This window comes from Pseudomonas sp. RIT-PI-r, from assembly GCF_001297015.1.
GTDB lineage: Bacteria > Pseudomonadota > Gammaproteobacteria > Pseudomonadales > Pseudomonadaceae > Aquipseudomonas.
This window is the reverse complement of record NZ_LIGE01000018.1, coordinates 352,781-371,738: the sequence shown is the minus strand read 5'-3', so window position 1 is coordinate 371,738 and position 18,958 is coordinate 352,781. Positions and strand designations below refer to the sequence as shown.

At 58.7% G+C, this 18,958-nt stretch carries 13 protein-coding genes, 2 rRNA genes and 1 pseudogene; 6 read left to right on the top strand and 10 right to left on the bottom strand.

The features are described 5' to 3' along the window. Both rrf (AK821_RS07435) and rrf (AK821_RS07430) read left to right on the top strand, forming a co-directional pair. Positions 1-104: ribosomal RNA gene (rrf, locus tag AK821_RS07435) — 5S ribosomal RNA — on the top strand; the annotation flags it as partial. 105 nt (positions 105-209) lie between these two features. After that, positions 210-325, top strand: a 5S ribosomal RNA gene (rrf, locus tag AK821_RS07430). Between the two features lie 72 nt (positions 326-397). Here rrf (AK821_RS07430) and AK821_RS07425 read toward each other — a convergent pair. From AK821_RS07425 to AK821_RS07410, 4 genes are all read right to left on the bottom strand, one after another. Continuing rightward, positions 398-1,576 (bottom strand): PepSY-associated TM helix domain-containing protein, encoded by a 1,179-nt coding sequence (locus AK821_RS07425; RefSeq protein ID WP_064389082.1) that lies wholly within the window; start codon positions 1,574-1,576, stop codon positions 398-400. A 78-nt stretch (positions 1,577-1,654) separates the two neighbouring features. Continuing rightward, positions 1,655-4,159, bottom strand: a complete 2,505-nt coding sequence (locus AK821_RS07420) for a TonB-dependent siderophore receptor (RefSeq protein WP_064389081.1) — start codon at positions 4,157-4,159, stop codon at positions 1,655-1,657. Positions 4,160-4,247: 88 nt separating this feature from the next. Then, positions 4,248-5,249, bottom strand: a complete 1,002-nt coding sequence (locus AK821_RS07415; RefSeq protein WP_064389080.1) for a FecR domain-containing protein — start codon at positions 5,247-5,249, stop codon at positions 4,248-4,250. Continuing rightward, positions 5,249-5,749 (bottom strand): sigma-70 family RNA polymerase sigma factor, encoded by a 501-nt coding sequence (locus AK821_RS07410; RefSeq protein WP_064389091.1) that lies wholly within the window; start codon positions 5,747-5,749, stop codon positions 5,249-5,251. The genes AK821_RS07415 and AK821_RS07410 overlap by 1 nt, the downstream gene beginning before the upstream one ends. A gap of 304 nt (positions 5,750-6,053) precedes the next feature. Between AK821_RS07410 and AK821_RS31360 the strand changes: the two are divergent. Both AK821_RS31360 and AK821_RS31355 read left to right on the top strand, forming a co-directional pair. After that, positions 6,054-7,079 (top strand): annotated as a pseudogene (locus AK821_RS31360) (HAMP domain-containing protein); the annotation flags it as partial. 69 nt (positions 7,080-7,148) lie between these two features. Then, a complete protein-coding gene (locus AK821_RS31355; protein WP_371857642.1) occupies positions 7,149-7,934 on the top strand; it encodes a methyl-accepting chemotaxis protein in 786 nt (261 codons plus the stop codon). Between the two features lie 142 nt (positions 7,935-8,076). On the opposite strand, the gene AK821_RS07400 is transcribed toward AK821_RS31355, so the two are convergent. From AK821_RS07400 to AK821_RS07380, 5 genes are all read right to left on the bottom strand, one after another. Beyond that, on the bottom strand, positions 8,077-8,544 hold the full coding sequence (locus tag AK821_RS07400) for an SRPBCC family protein (RefSeq protein WP_064389078.1): 468 nt from the start codon (positions 8,542-8,544) through the stop codon (positions 8,077-8,079). 22 nt (positions 8,545-8,566) lie between these two features. Next, positions 8,567-11,959: a non-ribosomal peptide synthetase gene (locus AK821_RS07395; RefSeq protein ID WP_064389077.1), complete on the bottom strand. Its 3,393-nt coding sequence runs from the start codon at positions 11,957-11,959 to the stop codon at positions 8,567-8,569. Positions 11,960-11,972: 13 nt separating this feature from the next. Continuing rightward, positions 11,973-12,902: a diiron oxygenase gene (locus tag AK821_RS07390; RefSeq protein ID WP_064389076.1), complete on the bottom strand. Its 930-nt coding sequence runs from the start codon at positions 12,900-12,902 to the stop codon at positions 11,973-11,975. Next, complete coding sequence (locus AK821_RS07385; RefSeq protein ID WP_401164921.1) at positions 12,899-13,672, bottom strand: DUF3050 domain-containing protein; 774 nt, start codon at positions 13,670-13,672, stop codon at positions 12,899-12,901. The genes AK821_RS07390 and AK821_RS07385 overlap by 4 nt, the downstream gene beginning before the upstream one ends. 748 nt (positions 13,673-14,420) lie before the next feature. Beyond that, the gene (locus AK821_RS07380) at positions 14,421-15,131 is read right to left on the bottom strand and encodes a GntR family transcriptional regulator (protein WP_064389074.1); all 711 of its coding nucleotides are present in this window, start codon (positions 15,129-15,131) and stop codon (positions 14,421-14,423) included. Positions 15,132-15,328: 197 nt separating this feature from the next. Here AK821_RS07380 and lapG point away from each other — a divergent pair, with 197 nt between their 5' ends. Both lapG and lapD read left to right on the top strand, forming a co-directional pair. Further along, positions 15,329-16,021, top strand: coding sequence for a cysteine protease LapG (lapG, locus tag AK821_RS07375; protein ID WP_064389073.1), 693 nt, complete (start codon positions 15,329-15,331; stop codon positions 16,019-16,021). 14 nt (positions 16,022-16,035) lie between these two features. Further along, positions 16,036-17,982, top strand: a complete 1,947-nt coding sequence (lapD, locus tag AK821_RS07370) for a cyclic di-GMP receptor LapD (RefSeq protein WP_064389072.1) — start codon at positions 16,036-16,038, stop codon at positions 17,980-17,982. 575 nt (positions 17,983-18,557) lie between these two features. Here lapD and AK821_RS07365 read toward each other — a convergent pair. Then, positions 18,558-18,896 (bottom strand): hypothetical protein, encoded by a 339-nt coding sequence (locus tag AK821_RS07365; RefSeq protein WP_007918987.1) that lies wholly within the window; start codon positions 18,894-18,896, stop codon positions 18,558-18,560. Between the last annotated feature and the right edge of the window lie 62 nt (positions 18,897-18,958).

The window sequence follows — 18,958 nt, the reverse complement described above, 5'->3', positions numbered from 1 at the left end:
AGAGCATTGGAACCACCTGATCCCATCCCGAACTCAGCAGTGAAACGATGCATCGCCGATGGTAGTGTGGGGTTTCCCCATGTGAGAGTAGGTCATCGTCAAGATTAAATTCCGAAACCCCAATTGCGAAAGCAGTTGGGGTTTTGTTTTAGTAGAAACATCCGTTTTTGCTGGCCTGTTACCGTGTTGACAGGTCAGATACAGAATTTCTTGACGACCATAGAGCGTTGGAACCACCTGATCCCATCCCGAACTCAGCAGTGAAACGATGCATCGCCGATGGTAGTGTGGGGTTTCCCCATGTGAGAGTAGGTCATCGTCAAGATTAAATTCCGAAACCCCTGTCTGTTAACGCAGACAGGGGTTTTGTCATTTCAGTGCCTGCCAAAACCGAACGTCAAACTGCTTTGCGTGCCCTGCTCATGCGTCGTGCCAGCCATTTGCGCCACCAGATATAAACGCCAGTCCCCGACAACCCCGCAATCAAAAAACCTAGTACCGCGATCATCACCTGCCCGGTAACACCAATGATCCGACCTCCGTGTATGGGCAACTGCAATCGGTAAAACTGTTCCCCCAACGTTCCCTGTCCAGCGATCTCCTGCCCTAGCAATCGCCCATCCGTACCGTGAAAGAACAACCAGGATTTACCATGAGCGTCTGTGTCGTGTTGACCAAATCCTGCACCGTAAAAGTTGTATTCAAAGCTGTAGTACAACTCCCCGATCCCAGCTGTCAGTCCTAACCTTTTTCCCTCCTGTAATGCCCTCTCGTATGCCTGTTGATAACTCAACTGCGTTATCCCAAGCTCACCCACAGGCATCCGCCCTCGTGCCTCATAGACGCTCGGTTCGATCGATGAAAACAACGACACAGCAGGCTTGAACACCTGACTCGGCAAGTTCATCGCCACACTGCTGACAGCGATTGGCAGCAATAAAAGCCACAACCACAACCCACCGGCGCGATGCAGGTCGAAGTTCAGCCGATACGCATGCCCACCCTTGATCTTCCAGGCCGCCGACCACTTCTTCCAGAACGGCTTGCCACGCGGTAACGTCAGCCACAAAGCGATGAAACAATCGATCACCCAGGCGATGGCTACCAATCCCATCAGCCACAACCCCCAATTGCCTGGCAATGTCAGGTTGTAGTGGAACTCGAGGATAAACGGGACAAAGTTTTCCCGCTGAAAACAGCATTCCCCCCAGTAACGCTGCCCCTTCTGTTCAGCGTTCACCGGATCCAGATAGAACACCTGATTACGTTCATCAAACGGCTTGCCGGTCGTTGGGTCATTGCGCGGAACCGCCGCCAGCAATGCCGTATGCCCCGCCTCATGCGGATACTCCATATACCAGACCTGCAGCTTCGGATGCGCAGCTTGCAGCGCATCAACCAGCTCGCCCGGTGGCAATCGTAAGCCCTGCGCCGAGGCGCTATAAAACTCGGGATTCAACCACTCATCCAGCTCATGGTTGAACGCAAGAATGCTCCCGGTGATTCCCGCCAGCAGTAAAAATACCGCGGTGGCCAAGCCGATGTAGCGATGCAACAAAACCAGAAATGCGCGCATGAAAAATTTTCCTTCAAATACGACAAAGCCAGCCCCTGACATTCAGGGGCTGGCTTTTTTATGCACAGGACAAAAGGTTTAGAACTGGTAGCTGACGGTCGCCGCGACGTTGCGCTCTTCACCCAAATAGCAAAAGTTCAGACTGGCGCAGGACGCCACATAGGACTCATTGGTCAGATTGTTCGCGTTCAGGCGAACGTCGACGCCCTTCAACCCGACCTTGCCCAGGTCGTAGCCAATCGAGGCGTCGAACAGTGTGTAGGACGGCACCTTCAGGGTGTTCTCCGCATCCGCCCAACTGTATCCGACATACCGCACGCCGCCGCCGAGGCGCAGGCCATCAAGTGCCGCGCTGTCGAATTTGTAGTCAGCCCACAACGAGGCCATATGTCGCGGTGCCTGCGTCGGCGAGTTGCCCTTGTTCTCGATCACATCGGTCGGCGTGCTCAACGTGCTGACCATCGACTTCGAATACTCGATGTCGGTGAAGGTGTAGCTACCGAGGACTTTGAGGTTGTCGGTCAACTGCATGTGCGCTTCCAGCTCCAGACCTTGCGAGCGGACAGCGCCGACAGCGCGATAGAAGTTTTCCTGCGGAAGCTTGGTCGCCAGGTTCTCCTGATCAATGCGAAACAGCGATGCAGTGAACAGATTGTCAGTGCCCAGTGGTTGATACTTCAGGCCGACTTCCCATTGCGTGCCATCGGTAGGTGCCAGCGGGTTCCCGGCGCTGTCGGCGTAGGAGTTAGGGTTGAACGACTCGGAATAGCTGATGTACGGCGCCAGACCGTTATCGAACAGGTAGAGCGCGCCGGCACGGCCAGTGAGTTTGGTGCGTCGGTCGTTGACCTCTGTCCCCTCAGGGCGCCCTGCTTCGGCGATGCGGTTTTCATCGGATGTCTCGACCCAGTCCTGACGCAGGCCCAGCGAGAAGCGCCATTTGTCCATCTCGATCAGGTCTTGCAGGTAAACCCCGGTCTGCTCCAGGCGCCGCAGGTAACTGGTATCGCCATACATATCGATCGCTGAGTTGCCGTACACCGGGTTGAACGCATTGATCGGTGCGAGCCCGCCGCTGGTCCAGTCGACCACGGTTTTACGCCGCTGATAATCCGCGCCCATCAACACCGTGTGTTTAGTCGCACCCGTGAAAAATTCAGCCTGAAGCATGTTGTCGACAATGAACGCATGCAGCCGCTCATCACCGCCGGTGTAGTAGCGATTCAACTCGTTGCTGGTTGTCGTGGTCCAGCCATAAGCGTAGACCTGATCCATGTTCACTTTGGAGTCGAGGTAGCGGAAGTTCTGCCGTGCAGTGAAGACATCGTTGAAGCGATGTTCGAACTGATAACCGAACGACTGCTGATCACGCGAGTAACCGTCAATCCCCGGCTCACCTTCGAAGAAATGCGGTGAGAGGCGGTTGCCATTGCGTTGATGAATCGTGCCATCGGCTGGCACGCCACCGTGATAGCCACCGTCCGGGTCGTGCTGCAGATACGCCTGCAATGTCAGCGATGTGTCTTCACTGAAATCGATACTCAACGTCGGTGCCAGGGCGAAGCGTTTTTCCTTGTTGTGGTCAAATTGGGTGTCGGACTGATCCGACAACCCGGTCAGACGATAGGCAATGCGCTTGTCGTCATCGACCGGGCCGCTGAAGTCAAAACCAACCCCGCGCTGACCCTGCGTGCCGACCGTGGCCTGTACTTGACGGTAAGCCTCATACAGCGGTTTTTTGCTGGTCAACGCCACCAGGCCGCCCGGCGAACTGCGACCGTATAGAACCGACGACGGGCCTTTGAGAATGTCCACGCGCTCAAGGAAATATGGATCGACCTGCATGGTGCTGTAAGTGCCGCTGTCGCCCATCGACTTGAGGCCGTCGAGGTAAATGTTGTCCACCGAGCCGTCGTTGAAGCCGCGCATAGCGACATAGTCATAACGGTGAGTTGCGCCATACGGATTGGTCAGCACACCGGGTGTGTAGCGCATCGCCTGCGAGACCGTCTGCGAGCCCTGGTCGTCCATTTGCTCGCGAGTAACCACGGACACACTTTGCGAAGTTTCCAGCAGCGCGGTACTGGTTTTGGTGGCGATCTGACTGTGGGTGGCGTTGTAGCCGTCCATGTTGCCCAGCGCGTTACCGAGGGCGAAGCCTTTGATGTCGGTGGTGGGCAGGGCCAGTGCATCGCTTTGCGCGACCGACCGCAAGGTGTAGCTGCTGCCATCCAGACTGATCGCTTCCAGTCCAGAGCCGCCGAGCAAATGACTCAATGCCTGATCAGTCGAATACTCACCCTGTACGCCTGGCGATTGCCGTCCCTGAGTTTGTTGCGGAGTCATCGCCAGGGTGATGCCAGCCTGACGCGCGAATTGATTCAGCGCTTCAGCCAATGGACCCGCAGCGATGTTGTAACGATGGCCGACTTCAGTGTTAACAGTGCCGGCAGCCACGCTCAGGCTTGGCAACACCGCCACACCCAGCGCGGTAGAGAGCAGCGCTGCTCGAACGGCATGACGCAAAACACGCGATTCGCCGGTGAATTTCGGAGAGTTCTTACAGGTGGCGGGGACAGTCATTGTGGGTTTCCGTAGGAAGTCGCAAACGCTTGAGTTGAAGTGCTTACTGACTAAGCCGGACAGTCTGCGAAACCCCGCCAGAATAATTTCACACGACATGTTCCAGGGTCACCCACCAGCGGGTGCGATAGCGCAATTTCACCGGCAACGTCTGCGGCAGGATGGCCAACAGCTTGTCGGTGTCTTCGAGGCGGAACACGCCGGACAGACGCAAGTCGGAAACGTCCGAAGCGCAGGTCAGAAAGCCCTGACGATAACGTCCGACTTCGCTGAGGAAATCACCGAGGCGCATATTGCGTGTGACGATCAAGCCATCGACCCACGCGCCGACATCCATATCCAGTGCCGGCGCCACGCGCACCTGATGGTGATCGATGAGATAACTCTGCCCGGCCAGCGCTTCAATCGTCGAACCGGCGGAATGAATGGCCACACGCCCACTGGTGACGCTGAGCCGCGTGCAATCGTGGTCCTGGCGCAGGATGAACCGCGCATTCTGCGGCTCGTAGACACCGTGACGACTTTGTACGCGCAACGGTCGTTCGAAATCCGCACCTTCATCAGCGCCGCCACACGTGACAATGATCTCGCCGCGAGTCAGTTTGATCAGGCGCTGCTGCGCGGTGTAATCCAGATCCACGGCGCTGGCGGTGTTGAGTTCGATGCGCGTGCCGTCCGGCAGCTGGAAGCCGCGACGCTCGCCGGTGGCCGTGGCGTAATCGGCACGCCATTGCTGCCACGCAGCCGTGTCCTTGGCCAACCAAGCGGCGGAGCCCATCAGCAATGCGCCAGACAACAACTTCAAAGCCTGTCGCCGACCCAAACCCTGTGCGCCGTTTTCCAGGGTATTGAATGCCACTTGCGCACCGGGCACCGCGCGAAGGTTACTGCTCAACTCGGCTTGCAGCGACTGCACCCGTTGCCAGGCCAGTTCATGCTCGTGGTGTTCGGCACGCCACTGCTCACACTGGCGATTCAACCTCGAGTTGCCATGGTTATTGCGCAAGCGCAACAGCCAATGGATGGCTTGCTTGACCACTTGCTGCTGCGGCTCGCCGCGACGTCCGAGAGACACGTTATCCACAGGCATCAGCTTTCGTACCGCAGTACGTAGCAGTGATACAGCGCATCAGCGACATAGCGTTCCACTGAGCGCAGCGACAAACCCATCTGTTCGGCGATCTGCTTGTGGGTCAAACCTTCGCACTGCGCCAACAGAAAGGCCTGACGCACTTTCGGTTTCAGTCCTTCAAGCATGCGCGCGATGCTCTCCAGCAGTTCGATCACCAGTGCGCGGGCTTCGGCACTCGGCGTTTCGGCTTCGGGTAGATGTGCGATGGTTTCCAGATAGGCGCGTTCGATTTCCTCGCGGCGCCAGTGATCAATCACCAGGCCGCGAGCGACGGTACGCAGAAAAGCGCGGGGCGTTTTGAGTTCGAGGCGTTCGGTGCGTTGCAACAGGCGCACGAAGGTGTCCTGTGCCAGATCTGCTGCATCCGCTGCATTGCCCATCCGCACGCGCAGCCAAGCGTTGAGCCAGCCGTGATGACTACTGTAAAGCGCCTGTACTGCAAACTCAGGTGAGGACATGAACGCGAACGTCACAAATGATAATTACTCGCATTGTCATCAAGGGTTACAGAATTTGCAACTGCCGTTGATGCGACCGTCGTAAAAAACCGGTTATCAGCCGCTCTAGCGCGCCGTTCGGCGGGAATCCGCCAGAAATTCCATCCATTTCCCCCACGACCCTAAGATTTCTCCGAAACGTGCCGACAGACTGGTGAGACATGCGTGCACCAAAGTAGAGCGGCCAGAAGAACGCTGCCTGCGCTGTACATGGAATGTTGCATCCGGAACGCATCCCCACTTTTGGCATAAGAAGTCCCATGAAATGAATCTCAAGTTCAGCCATAAAATCCTGTTGGCCGCCTCGGGCGTCGTGGTCCTGGCGTTCGCGCTGTTCACCCTCTACAACGACTATCTGCAGCGAAACACCATTCGCCAGAACCTCCAGTCCTCTGTGCAGCAGGCCGGTGATCTGACCGCCAGCAGCGTGCAGAACTGGATGAGCGGGCGGATTCTGGTGCTGGAAAACCTCGCGCAGAACGTTGCCCATCAGGGCAAGGACGCCGACTTCCCGGGTCTGGTCGATCAACCGGCCTTCACCTCGAATTTCCAGTTCACCTACGTCGGTCAGGCCAACGGTGTATTCACCCAGCGCCCTGACGCGAAGATGCCGGACGGCTACGATCCGCGTCAGCGCCCTTGGTACAAGCAAGCCGTTGTGGCTGACAAAACCATGCTGACGCCGCCGTACATGGCCGCTGTCGGTGGCCTGGTAGTGACCATCGCCATGCCGGTGAAAAAGAACGGCGAGCTGCTCGGCGTGGTTGGTGGTGACTTGAGCCTGGAAACCCTGGTGAAGATCATCAACTCGGTTGACTTCGGCGGCCTCGGCCACGCGTTCCTGGTCAGCGCCGACGGTCAAGTGATTGTCAGTCCGGACAAAGATCAGGTCATGAAAAACCTGAAAGACATCTACCCGAACACCAGCGTACGCATCGAGAAGGGCAACCAGAACGTCGTGCTCAACGGCCAGGAACGCATTCTGTCGTTCACCCCGGTCAGCGATCTGCCGAATGCGCAGTGGTACATCGGTCTGTCGATCGATCGCGACAAAGCCTACGCCGCACTCAGCCAATTCCGCACCTCGGCACTGATCGCGATGTTTGTCGCTGTCGGCGCGATTGCGCTGCTGCTCAGCCTGTTGATCAACGTGCTGATGCGTCCGCTGACCACCATGGGCCGCGCGATGCAGGACATCGCTCAGGGCGAGGGCGACCTGACCCGTCGTCTGGTGGTTGAGAGCAAAGATGAGTTCGGCGAGCTGGGCAGTGCGTTCAACCAGTTCGTCGAGCGAATTCATGCGTCGATTTCCGAGGTGTCTTCGGCGACTCGCCATGTACATGACCTGTCGCAACGGGTGATGGCGTCGTCCAACGCCTCGATCGTCGGTTCTGACGAACAAAGCGCGCGCACCAACAGCGTCGCTGCGGCGATCAACGAACTGGGCGCTGCTACTCAGGAAATCGCCCGCAACGCCGCCGATGCTTCGCAACACGCCAGCGGCGCCAGTGAGCAGGCCGATGATGGGCGTCAGGTGGTCGAGCAGACGATCCTGGCGATGACCGAGCTGTCGCAGAAGATCAGCCTGTCGTGCACGCAGATCGAAACCCTCAATGCCAGCACCGACAACATCGGCCACATCCTCGATGTGATCAAAGGCATCTCGCAACAGACCAACCTGCTGGCACTCAACGCCGCGATCGAAGCGGCGCGTGCCGGTGAAGCCGGACGTGGTTTTGCCGTGGTGGCGGACGAGGTGCGTAACCTTGCCCATCGCACCCAGGAGTCGGCGGAAGAGATCCACAAGATGATCACGTCGCTGCAAGTCGGTTCGCGTGAAGCGGTGAGCACGATGAACGCCAGCCAGGCGTCCAGCGAGCAAAGCGTTGAAGTGGCCAATCAGGCCGGTTTGCGCCTGGTCAGCGTGACCCAGCGTATCGGCGAAATCGACGGCATGAACCAGTCGGTCGCCGCCGCTACCGAAGAGCAGACCGCCGTGGTGGAAACTCTCAACGTCGACGTCAACCAGATCAACCTGCTGAACCAGCAGAGCGTGGCCAACCTCAATGAAACGTTGAAGGATTGTGATGCGTTGTCGCAGCAGGCCAACCGCCTGAAGCAACTGGTCGACAGCTTCAAGATCTGACCTCAAGTCAGACAGAGTTATCGTTCATCGCGAGCAGGCTCGCTCCTACAAATTAACCGGGTTCCATCTGAAGGAACCCGATCAACTGTAGGAGTGAGCCTGCTCGCGATAGCGGTCTACAACTCACCGCCAAACTCAAGCCTTAAACAAACAGCTTCAGCACATTCCCCATCGCATCATCGGCAAACCCCTGCACAAAATCCTTGAACCCGGGCAGCGCTTCCTCACCGCCCGAGGCCGGCTCGGCAATGATCGTCCACGTCGCCCGAGACTTGCCTGCGCCCAGCGCTTCCACATTCATCGCCGCCCACAGATTCGCCACCCCCAGCGTGTTGTAAATCGTTGTCCAGGTCATGCTGCGTGCCTGCTCATCGCGGGAGTTGAGTTGTTCGACCACCACGTTGCCGTCCTTGAAGCATTTCTTGCGTAGCGAGGACACACCCTCACCGGTCATTTCGATGTGCGACAGCGCCGGAATGAAACGGTCGAAACCGCCGAAGTTACCGACCACTGCCCAGACCTGCACCGCGTCCGCCGGTACCTCCACCGACGACACAACGTGGCAGCCATGCGGGTTTTTGATCAGGGTGTCCGGTTGCAAATTGCTCATGGTGTTGCTCCTTGTTGTTGAGTCAGATGAAGTTGATTTCTTTCAGGTAGTCGCAGCCACGACGCAGCAGCGCCGGGGATTTTTGCGGGTAGTGCGCACCCATTTGCTGCACGCCGGCCTGGGCGTTGGCGTGGCCGATCAGCGAGATGTCACCGATGTCTTCCTCAAAGCCGTTGAGGTAGAAGCCGAGTACGCCGAACAACGCGTTGTCGGCATCGACGCGCCCCAGTTGCTGCTGCCAGTCGGCGACGCTGACCAGCGCGAACTCGCTGCCGGTTTCGCGGAACGACGCGACGTAGGCATCCCAGCTCAGCGGCTCTGGGTTATGCAGGTTGAACACCGCTCGCTCGGGCGAATAACGGCTGGCGTGGAAGGCGATGAAGCGGGCGAGAAAGTCCACCGGCATCAGGTCGAAGTTCAGTGCGAAGGCCGGCACCTGACCGAGCTGGATCGAGCCTTTGAGCATCAACATCAAACGGTTTTTGTGCGGCTGACAGACGCCGCTCAAACTGTTGAAACTGATGTTGCCGGGGCGATACAAGTTGACCCGCACACCCCGTTCCCGCGCCCGTTCGAGAATGCGTTCGCCGACCCACTTCGACAGGTTGTAGCCGTTGCGAATGTAGATCGGCGGCGTTGACGCGGCAGGCAATTCCAGCACTCGCCCCGCGTCGTCGACCGTACTTGAAGCCGACAGCGTCGAGACGAAATTGAAAACCTTTTTGCTCTGCCCTTCGCACAAACGCAGCAGGGCAAAAATCGGCTCGACGTTGTCTGCCGCCAGCGACTCGTAATCGAGTACGTGGTTAACGTTGGCAGCGTTGTGCACCAGTGCGCCGAACTCACGATCGAGGCGCTGATAATCGTCGTCATCCAGGCCCAACTGCGGACGCGTTATATCCGCCGCGTAAACCCGCACACGACGCAGATCCAGATGCTCCAGGCGGTTTTCTCGCAGTGACTCGGCAAAGCGTTGCGCCGCTGTTTGCCCGCCGCCGTCGCGCACCAGACACGCCACTTCGCTGGCACCCCAACCGAGCAGCGCCTCGACGATGTGCACACCGACAAAGCTGTTGGCGCCAGTGACGATGACCTTGTGCACATCGCCCATGCGGCTGATCGGCAGCGGATCGATTTCCAGTGCACGCTCGGCGTCGGCCATGGCCTGAGCGCTAAGTACGGCGCTGTCATCGGTGCCGCGCACCAGCGTCGCAAGCTTGATGATGGTCGGCAGTTCGATGAAGCGATTGATCGAAATGCTGCGGCCGAACTCCTCACGCAAACGCAGCAACATCCGCGACAACAGAATCGAGTGGCCGCCGAGATTGAAGAAGCTTTCGTCGGTAGAGATGTCGCTGCCCGGCAGCTCCAGCAACTCGGCCCAGATCTCCAGCAGTAGCGCTTCGTCGGCATTTGCCGGCAGGCACTTCGGGCCGGTGTCCTGGACGCTCACCGGCAATTCCAGCAAGGCTTTGCGGTCGACTTTGCCATTGCTGGCGAAGGGCATGCCGGCCAGCTCGGTCCACGCCACCGGTTGCATATAGTCCGGTAGAAATTGCTGCGCGTGAGCCTTCAGCGCATGGCGGGCCGTGTCTGATTGCGCTTGCGCGAGGAACGCCAGAATCCGCCGCTGGCTGTCGATCACCACCGCCACTTGCCGGTACAGCCGGCTCTCGCGCAGGCAACGCTCGATCTCTTCCGGCTCGACCCGGAAACCCCGGATCTTCACCTGATTGTCGCGTCGCCCACACAGCTCGATCCCGTGCTCGCCCCACTTCGCCATGTCACCGCTGCGGTAGGCGCGCAACGTTTGGCCGTCCGGCAGATTCAAGGTCAGATAACGCTCGGCGGTCTGCTGTGGATTGTTCAGATAACCGAGGCAGACACCGGGGCCGACGATGAACAATTCGCCGACGGTTTGCTCCGGCACGGGCTGCAAATCGTCATCGAGAATCAACACCTGGCTGTTGGCGATGGGCGCGCCGAGACTGCGGTTGCTGTCGCCGGGTTGCAGTTGCCGCGCGGTGATCAGCACCGTGGCTTCGGTCGGGCCGTAAAGGTTGTGCAGCGTGCCCTGGCGGGTCAGTTGCTCGATGACGAACGGCTCGCAGACATCGCCACCGGTCATCACTTGCACACCTTCCAGTTGTTCCAGCGGCAGGATGCTCAGCAGCGCCGGCGGCAGGAACGCGTGGCTCAGTTGCCGACGACGGATCAGCGCGATCAGTTGCAGCGGATCACGCCGCTGCGTGTCGTCGGGCACCACCAGTTCGGCGCCTGAAAGTAAGGTCGGGAAGATATCGATCAACGATGAATCGAAACTCAACGAAGAAAACTGCAACACGCGACTCTCGGCGTGCAACTGCACGTAGTCGGCGTACCAAGTGGTGAAGTGCGCAAGGTTGGCCTGGCTGAGCAACACGCCTTTGGGATGGCCGGTGGTGCCCGAGGTGTAGAGCGCCATGCACGGCGCCTCAAGTTCAGGACGCTGGCGCATCAACGGTTGGCCGAGATCGGCTTCGGCGCTGTCGACGCCACTGACGTCGAGCCCAGCCATCGTTGCGCTCAGCGGATGCTCGCCATCGTGCAGCAGCAACAACGCGCCGGCGTTGTGCAGAATGTATTGCTGACGCTGCAGCGGATGGCTCGGCTCCAGCGGCAAGTACACCGCGCCGCTGCCGAGGATCGCCAGAATCGAGGCGAACAGCGCCGGACTTTTCGGCAGGCAGATACCGACCACCCATGGCTGCGGATGCTGCTCAAGTAACGGCAGCAAACGCTGTTGAATAGCCCGGCTATGGGCGTGCAATTGCTGGTAACTGAAGGAGCGTTCGCCGATGTGCAACGCCGGGCGTTTGGCGTGCTCGATCAGGCTCTGTTGCAGCCGCTCGATAACGGGAGCCTTCGCCTGTTCCAGCAACGCCGTATTCGCGGTGTCGTTGTGGTGATGGACGTACGCCAGGCTATCTAGAAACAGCAGGTTTTCCATGCGCTCGAAATCCGGGGCTTTCAGCGATGTGGTCTGCTGAAAATAATCCGTATCGCGGGAGAAGCGGCTGACCAGCAAGGCTACTTCGTCGACGATATGCGTCAGTACCCGCTGACGCAGTGCCTGACCGTTGCCGGACGGTTCATCACCAATCGGCACACGACTGATCAGTGATGAGCCGAGAAAGCACAGCAGATCGAGTGTTGGTAAACCCGCTGCGCTGTGCGCGCAGACGCCCAGACGCAAATGCAGGTGCGGGATGGCGCAGTGATCGCCGGCGCCGAGGAAGCCATCGTCGATGATCAGATCCACCGTCGATGTACCCGCAACGCTGCGTTGCAAGGAGTGACCGTGTTGTTCAAGTTCCTGCGCCAGATCGGTCATGGCCTGACTGGTGCCAATCAGCAAAATGTCGAGACGTTTCATGTCGGCCTCCTCATCAAACCAGGTAGTCGCGCAGGGCGTGCTGCACGCACGGTGTGTCGAGCAGCGAGCTGTTGTGGAAGAACTTGACGATGTTGCCCACCAGCGGGTGATGGCGATTGATCGGGAACGCCAGTCCGGCCATTTCGTCTCTGAGCGAGCGCCGTGTGGCCTCGCTGACCGGCAGCGCATCGATCAGGCGCAGGTCGAAGGCTTTCTGGATGTCGTTGGTCAGGTAGTGGCCGATGAACACCGGCAGGATCTGCGCAATGGTTTCGCGATCCGCCGCGTTTGCGGTGTACCAATAGATGCGCACCATCCGCGCCCAGAAACTCGAATGGCGACCTTCATCGAGCAAGTGATCGGCCATCAGGCCTTTGATCGACGGTTTGACCGAGTCGTCGCGGGCGAACGCGGCGACATCGCCGGTCACGGTGTTTTCAGCGATGGCCACGCAAATCAATTCGACCGCGCTGCGCAGGTGCTCCGGTGCCAGCGCTACAGCCGCCGGAATCGCCCGGCTCAACTCGATTTCATCGGGCAACCGGATCGGCTCGATGCCGGTCATCGCCACCGTTTGTTGCATGAAATCCATCGCCACCAACGCGTGGTAATCCTCGTCGACCACCACGGTCATCGCGTCGTAACGACAGGCGAACGGGAAGGGCACGGCGAAGCGATCCTTGGCGATGCTGCGTGCGGTCTTGTCGACGATTTCCGTTTCGAAAATCACCACATCGTTGATGAACTTGTACAGCGTCTGCACCAGCGCGAAATCACGCTGTTGCGGGCATTCGCGCAGGAAGGTTTCACTGAGCACCAGGGGTTGCCGGCTGAGGGGATAGATCAGGCGCTCGTCGTCCTCCAGCACACGTCGAGGGCGGGTGCGAATGGTCGCGCGACTCTCCCAGACATCCGCGAAAGATTGATAGTCGGCGGCATTCATTGGGCCACCTCCGCCAATGGCTCACGCATGCTCAGGCGCAGGCCGTCCCACAGGGCGATGCGGCTTTCCACGGCGGCGATGGCGCTGGCGTAGACCTCGGCCTCACGCTGCGGGTCGCCATCGACCAGTCGGTCCAGCAATTGCTCCGCCGCCGGACCGTGATCCTCGGAATCGACCTCGATGTGCCGTTCCAGGTAATAACGAAAGGTCGGTGCCTGCTCGATGCCGATGCCCCAATCATCGAGGATGCGCTGGAACATGGTCGGGATCACGCTCTCGCGACCATGCAAGAACGCTGCGGCCACGCTATGTCCCGGCGCATGCAGGGCGATGCGCAAGGTGTCGCGGACGAATTGCGCGGCGGCCGGATCAACCTCGACGCTTTGCAACGCCACGTCATAACCTACGCCTTCCTGCTGCAGAGCAACAAAGCGCTCTACTGCTGTGGTGCTGGCGCCAATTTCGCGCATTGCATCCAGGTACAACTCGAAATGGCTGTAGTGCCCCTCTGCCAGACGATCGTCCGATTCTTCACCCAAGACGATCTCGTTGATCAGCCGGGCGGCATGCGGATCGCGTGGCGGTAGCCAGGGCAAGCGGGTGCAGGTCAATTCCTGTTGCAGACGCTTGGTCAGCGACATGAAGTCCCACACCGCAAATACGTGGGTCTCCATGAACCGACGTAATACCGATAACGAAGTAATCTCGGAAAAGATCGGGTGAATACTCAGTTCAGCTTTCTTCAGGGCGAGTTGGTTCTTAATGGGCATCATGATGTCCTTTATCATTGATATGAAATGGAACGGCTGTTTCAACTAAACAATCAATGCTGCCGTAACTTGCATGTGTCGTGGCTGCAGCTGATTGAAACTCTCTGCTATTGCCGAAAAGTCAGTAGTACCCGTCGGCAGCGCCATGGGTGTTTAGCCCTAAGTCCGCAGTCATTGCCGGTGATGCTTTGGGCGTGTGCCGAAATGTATGGCGAAGTTCAAGCTCGGCGTGGAAAAACTAATACAGACGGAAAGTGTTTAACAAGTATATTTTCAATTATTTCAAGTTTGCTGTTTTTCAAGTATGAAGAGTGCTGATAAAACTTTTTATTTAAGTTTTATTTGGGCGTAGTTGCTCCTTTCGGCTAATAACGGCCAAAATCGATCGACAAGAGTGAATGCCTCACTCGAAGCAACTTTCTACTGAAGAGAATTAAATGTTTTAAAGGGGCGAAAGTTGGCCGGGACCGGCGCCTGTACTTCCTTTTCCCGTGACAAGGCTCCTTCCGTAGGTTCCTGGTGCGGGGACTGCGCCGACGATGCGGTGCGTCGCCCGTTCTTTATTGGGTTGGCGGATCAAGAGTGCGGGTAAATTGCCGCCACGGCTATTACCGATTGGTGATCGCGAAGGGCGAAACCGGACTGCGCGGCGCGGGAAGGTTAGAGCAGGTGCGCCAGTCCGCCACTGGCGTTCGTGGCGGCGCGGGCGAGGGATTTGTAAGCGGGTGATTCGTCGGCAGCAACGGCCTCAGCGCGAGGTTTTGCGGCTCTGGCTGGCGGGGCTGGCAAGGTAGCGTGTGATGACATCGACACCACGATTGAGGTGATGCACCAGCAACCTCACCGAGCCTTCGACATCACGCGCGATTGCCGCTTGCAGCATCGCCCGGTGGTCGTCCTGTGACAGCTTGCCCAGGCCCATGGCTTCGAGATTGAAACGCAGGAAGCGTTCTTCTTCGTTGAGCCCGTCTTCGACCAGCCGCAGCAGGCGCCGGTTGGGTGCCATGCTGTACAGGGTCATGTGGAACAGACGATTGAGCCGGCCAATTTCACTGTAGTCGTGTTGGTGTTCGAGCTCTTCTATATAGCCGGCCGCGCGTTCGTGATCGGCGCTGGTCAGCAACGGAATCGACTGCCGCAGGGCTTCGGTCTCGAGCAGAATCCGCAGTTGATAGGTTTCGGGGGCATCGCCCTGAATCAGGGGTGCGACAACCGCGCCTTTGTGCGCGGTGACGCTGAGCAGATCCTGCGCTTCGAGCTGGCGCAAGGCTTCGCGCACCGGCATGCGGCTGACCCCGAACAGATCGGCCAGATCCTGCTGGCGCAGCGCAGTACCGCAAGGCAGGCGCCCATCAAGGATGGCAGCGCGCAGGGTTTCCTCGATGACCGAACGGGCAAGATGCGCAGGGATCGGTCCATCGACTTTGATGCTGTGCAACGGTTTGGGCTTCTGTGTCACGACTACGCACCCTGTTTTCGGCTGAATTTGGATCCAAATGACACTAGTGATTGCTCTACAGGTTGTCAAACCGTGTAGAAGAACGCCGTTACATTTGCAGTTTAGCGCGGTCGCGATGATCTCATGGTGCCATTGTTTTTTAGCGGGCTAAGCTTCACCATCAAACGCTTTCTATCCTGCCCCCTTGGAAACCTGCTGTGGCGGTACGTTTCGCGATCCCCCGGACTCTGCGCTGGCTAGGCTGCGCACTGCTGCTGGCCGGCGTCATGCTGGGCGGTCTGCATGCCGATTGGGATTTTTCCGTGATCAGCCGCAAGGCCTCTGCGCTCTACGGGCCGCTGGGCGCCGGGCAGCAACGCATCGATGCCTGGCAGAATCTGCTGGCCACACAGAAGCAAGTCAGCGAGATGGAAAAACTCAAAGTGGTCAACCTGTTCTTCAATAAACAGGTGCGCTACGTCGAAGACATCGATCTGTGGCACGAGGTCGATTATTGGGAAACGCCCATCGAGGCGCTGTGGAAGGGCGCCGGTGACTGCGAAGACTACGCGATCGCCAAGTATTTCAGCCTGCGCCACCTCGGGGTTTCCAGTGACAAGCTGCGCATCACCTACGTCAAGGCACTGCGCCAGAACCGCGCGCACATGGTCCTGACTTACTATGCCACCCCCGATGCCATGCCGCTGGTGCTCGACAGCCTGATCGATCCGATCCAGCCGGCCTCGCAGCGAACCGATTTGCTGCCGGTCTACTCTTTCAATGCCGAAGGTCTGTATTTGCCCGGAGCCAAGGGCAACAAAAAGGTTGGTGACACCAAACGCCTGTCACGCTGGCAGGATGTCTTGAAGAAAATGCAGGCCGAAGGTTTTCCGGTCGAGACGACTAACTAGGAGCACGCGCTCAGATGTCTTTGTTCAAACAGCTGTTGATCGCTATCTGTCTGTTCCTGGTGGTCGCCTTCACCGGCAGCTTCATGGTCAGTCTGGAAAGCTCGCGTACCCAGTACGTCAACCAGTTGCGTTCCCATGCTCAGGACGCTGCAACAGCGCTGGCCCTGTCGTTGACGCCGAATATCGACGACCCGGCGATGGTCGAGTTGTTGGTCAGCTCGATTTTCGACAGCGGTTACTACGCGAGCATCCGTGTAGTCGATGTGAAGACCGATCAGACGATTGTCGAGCGCAGCGGCATTCCGGCCGTCAGCAATGTGCCGGACTGGTTCGTCAGACTGATCGGACTGGAGCCGGCCGGTGGCGATGCACTGGTCAGCCGCGGCTGGGAACAGGCGGCAAGGGTTGAGGTAGTCAGTCACCCGATGTTTGCTGTGGCCAAGCTGTGGCAGAGCGCGTTGGGCAGCCTTGGCTGGCTGCTGATCTGTGGTGCGATCAGTGCAGTGCTCGGCGCGTTGCTGCTGCGTCGGCAATTGAAGCCGCTGGATTACATGGTCAAGCAATCCCACGCCATCGCCCGGCGCGAATTCCTGAGTCTGCCGGATCTGCCGCGCACGCCTGAGTTGCGTCGCGTGGTGCAGGCGATGAACCAGATGGTCGAGAAGCTCAAGGCGCTGTTTCAGGAACAGGCCGAGCGCAGTGAGAAGCTGCGTGCCGAGTCGTATCAGGACAACCTGACCGGGTTGGCCAACCGGCGTTATTTCGAGATGCAGTTGAACAACCGCGTGAGCAACCCGGAGCAGGCCAGTTCCGGTTATCTGCTGCTGTTGCGGGTCAAGGATCTGGCCGGCCTCAACCAACGGCTCGGTGGCCAGCGCACCGATGAACTGTTGAAAGCGGTCGGTGAGCAACTGTCGCGTGAATGCGCCAAATACCCGGAGACCCAGAATCTCGTCACGCGAATTCGCGGCGGTGAATTTGCCGTGCTGGCGCCAGGCTTGGTGCGTGAAGAAGCGCTGCAACTGGCGCAGAACCTCGACAATGCCTTGAGCAGCCTGCACGCCACCGGCGCGACCGATGTGGCAGCGGTGGCGTCGATCGGCCTGGCGCCTTTCGCCCACGGCGATTCGCCGCAATCGGTGCTCAGTCTCGGTGATCAAGCACTGGCGCAAGCCGAAGGGCAGGGTGAGCAGAACTGGGCCTGCATTGATCAGAGCCTCACGGCGGACGTTGGCGACGATCATCACGCCTGGCATCGCCTGCTGGATCAGGCGTTGAGTCAGCAGCGGTTCGAGCTGTATTTCCAACCGGTGGTGGCGGCTCAGGACTCGCAACTGGTATTGCATTACAAAGTGCTCTCGCGTCTGCTCGACGAGCAGGGCCAGACCATTCCGGCCGGACGCTTCCTGCCGTGGCTGGAGCGCTTTGGCTGGACCGCCCGGCTCGATCGGCTGATGCTCGAACGTGTGCTGGAACAGATGAAAGGACACGAGGAGTCGCTGGCGCTGAACTTGTCCTCGGCGACGTTGGCCGATCCGCAGGCACTGAATAAAGTCTTCGAGATTCTGCGCGCGCATTCCAACCTCGGCGCGCGCCTGACCCTTGAGATCGGCGAGGAGCAGTTGCCGGAACAAGCAGTGCTGGAGCAGTTGACCCGACGCCTGCGTGAGCTGGGCTTCTCACTGAGTCTGCAGCGCTTTGGTGGGCGCTTCAGCATGATCGGCAACCTGGCACGGTTGGGGCTGGCGTACTTGAAGATTGATGGCAGCTACATTCGCGCGATTGATCAGGAGGGCGACAAGCGCTTGTTCATCGAAGCGATCCAGCGCGCGGCGCACAGCATTGATCTGCCGCTGATTGCCGAGCGGGTCGAGACGGAAGGCGAGTTGGCGGTGATTCGCGAGATGGGCTTGTATGGGGTTCAGGGGCAGTTGTTGGGTGAACCGAAGCCTTGGCGGTAAGAGCAACCCTCACCCTAACCCTCTCCCAGAGGGAGAGGGGACTGACCGTGGGATATTGACGCAATACGCCGACGTGAGCGATTTGCGCTGAATCCATAATCGACTCGATTTTATAGCGTCAGACACTTCGGTCGGTCCCTCTCCCGGAGGTAGGGGGTACTGATTGGGGGATGTTCGGGAAGTACGCCGACGTGAGCGATTTGTTTTAAATCCATAATCGACCCGGTTTCTCAGGTCGATGTATGACGCCAGACACCTCGGTCGGCCCCTCTCCCTCAAGGGGACTGATTGGGGGATATTCGGGAAGTCCACCGACGTGAGCGATTTGTTTTGAATCCATAATCGACCCGATCTCTCAGGTCGATGTATGACGCCAGACACCTCGGTCGGCCCCCTCTCCTTCCGGGAAAGGGGACTGATTAGGGGATATTCGGGAGATACGCCGACGTGAACGATTTGTGCTGAATCCATAATCGACCCGGTTTCTCAGGTCGATGTATGACGCCAGACACCTCGGTCGGCTCCCTCTCCCTCCGGGAGAGGGCTGGGGTGAGGGGCTTTTGATTCTGAGCGGATCAGATCAACCCGCCCTCATCCTCATCGATCAACTGACTCAACCCACCCAACGCTTCCCGCGCCTGTGTCCGGTCCATCAGTTTGGCCTGGGCCGCCGGTGGCAGGTCGGTGACGCGGATCACGCCTTTCTGGGTCAGCACTTGAATCAGGTCGTCGAGTACCCGAATCATTTCGAAGTCGCTCTGCTTGAGCTGTTTCAGGCTGGTTTCCACCACTTCGTTGGCGAACCAGGCCTGGATTTCATGGCTGTCGGCCGGCAGCGTTTCCGTGGCCTCGGCGTAGGCTGCGGCTTCCACGCGAATCAACAGACCTTGCGCATCGCGTTGCACGTAAAACATTGAGCATCCCTCGGAAATGAACCAGCGTCATGCTGTCAGCAGCATAGCCAACTGTGCGCGAG

Excerpts from the sequence above, each read along its gene's own strand:
- AK821_RS07425 (WP_064389082.1), bottom strand. The coding sequence starts at position 1,576 with ATGCGCGCATTTCTGGTTTTGTTGCATCGCTACATCGGCTTGGCCACC.
- AK821_RS07420 (WP_064389081.1), bottom strand. The coding sequence starts at position 4,159 with ATGACTGTCCCCGCCACCTGTAAGAACTCTCCGAAATTCACCGGCGAA.
- AK821_RS07415 (WP_064389080.1), bottom strand. The coding sequence starts at position 5,249 with ATGCCTGTGGATAACGTGTCTCTCGGACGTCGCGGCGAGCCGCAGCAG.
- AK821_RS07410 (WP_064389091.1), bottom strand. The coding sequence starts at position 5,749 with ATGTCCTCACCTGAGTTTGCAGTACAGGCGCTTTACAGTAGTCATCAC.
- AK821_RS31355 (WP_371857642.1), top strand. The coding sequence starts at position 7,149 with ATGGCGTCGTCCAACGCCTCGATCGTCGGTTCTGACGAACAAAGCGCG.
- AK821_RS07400 (WP_064389078.1), bottom strand. The coding sequence starts at position 8,544 with ATGAGCAATTTGCAACCGGACACCCTGATCAAAAACCCGCATGGCTGC.
- AK821_RS07395 (WP_064389077.1), bottom strand. The coding sequence starts at position 11,959 with ATGAAACGTCTCGACATTTTGCTGATTGGCACCAGTCAGGCCATGACC.
- AK821_RS07390 (WP_064389076.1), bottom strand. The coding sequence starts at position 12,902 with ATGAATGCCGCCGACTATCAATCTTTCGCGGATGTCTGGGAGAGTCGC.
- AK821_RS07385 (WP_401164921.1), bottom strand. The coding sequence starts at position 13,672 with ATGCCCATTAAGAACCAACTCGCCCTGAAGAAAGCTGAACTGAGTATT.
- lapD (WP_064389072.1), top strand. The coding sequence starts at position 16,036 with ATGTCTTTGTTCAAACAGCTGTTGATCGCTATCTGTCTGTTCCTGGTG.
- AK821_RS07365 (WP_007918987.1), bottom strand. The coding sequence starts at position 18,896 with ATGTTTTACGTGCAACGCGATGCGCAAGGTCTGTTGATTCGCGTGGAA.